The organism is Nocardia asiatica NBRC 100129 (genome assembly GCF_000308415.1).
In the GTDB taxonomy this organism is placed as follows: Bacteria; Actinomycetota; Actinomycetes; order Mycobacteriales; family Mycobacteriaceae; genus Nocardia; species Nocardia asiatica.
Window position 1 is genome coordinate 1 of record NZ_BAFS01000353.1, and the last position, 1094, is coordinate 1094.

A 1094-nucleotide genomic window follows, 5' to 3' on the forward strand; every position below is an offset into this window, starting at 1 on the left:
ACCGGATCCACCGGGAACGCGGACAACATCCCCGGCGGGTCGAATCCCCAGCCGGGGGACATCTACCGGTACCTCATATCGAAATACGGGCTCACCCCTGCGCAGGCGGCGGGGATCGTGGGCAACATGAAGGTCGAGTCGGGTTTCAACACCGGCGCCTACAACCCGCGCGAAGGCGCCATCGGCCTGTGCCAGTGGTTGGGAGGGCGACGGCAGAATCTGGAGCGTTACGCCGCGTCCAGGGGCAAGCCGGTCACCGACTGGAAGACCCAAGTCGATTTCATGATGCACGAATTGCGCACCAATGAATCCGCGGCGTACGCGCATCTGCGGGGCGCGCAAACGCCCGCTGCCGCGGCGGCGGTCTTCGATCAGTATTACGAACGAAGCTCCGGCGCGGCGCGAGGGCAACGTATCGCCTATGCCAACAGCATCGCGGCCGCTATGCGCAACGTCGCCGTGTAAGTGCTCGTGGCAAACGCATGGTCCAAGTGGTGCAGGCTGTATGCCCGTCTCCGGGAACAACGTCGGCGAGAAACACACGAGGAGTGGGCTAAGCTCCGAATACGCTGCCGGGCGAGTCTCGGCACGACGGTCCTCCCGTAGGCGCACAGCGGGACAGGTGACATGGGCCAGCGAATCGACGGAGGTTGCCACACCGATGTCAAGAGCCGAGGACACCTGCCGCACCACCGTCCGTACCGTCGCCGGTAGTGGTCACGCCGACCTGGGGTACTGATGGCGCCGACGAACCGTACCCCGTCCCAACCGGAATCCGACGAGATCGGTGGCGCACGCGATGCCAGGGCGACCACGACGTCGTCGCCGCGTCGTCCGGTCAAGTCGACGGCGCGCGGAGGAACTGCTCCCGCGGCGCCACCGCGGCCCGGCGCGCCCGCGTCGGTCGCGCCCGCGGCTCCGGCGGCGCAGGCGAGCAGCCGAACTCAACCCGCGGTCACCGAGACGCCCTCGGCCGCCGCGGCACCGGCCTCGGCGGCGGGACGTTCCGACGCACTTGCCGCCGCGGGCTCGTCCGCGCCGATGGCGGCTGCCGCGATGGGCGCGCTGGCGGCGATCGCGGCCCAGTACGGTGA

At 69.0% G+C, this 1094-nt stretch carries 1 protein-coding gene; it reads left to right on the forward strand.

Annotation, left to right across the window (positions count from 1 at the left end; all coding sequences use genetic code 11):
* Nucleotides 1-465, forward strand: a 465-nt coding sequence (locus ON27_RS29365; protein WP_218003062.1) for a phage tail tip lysozyme, incomplete at its 5' end; no start/stop codon positions are given.
* Nucleotides 466-1094: the final 629 nt, after the last annotated feature.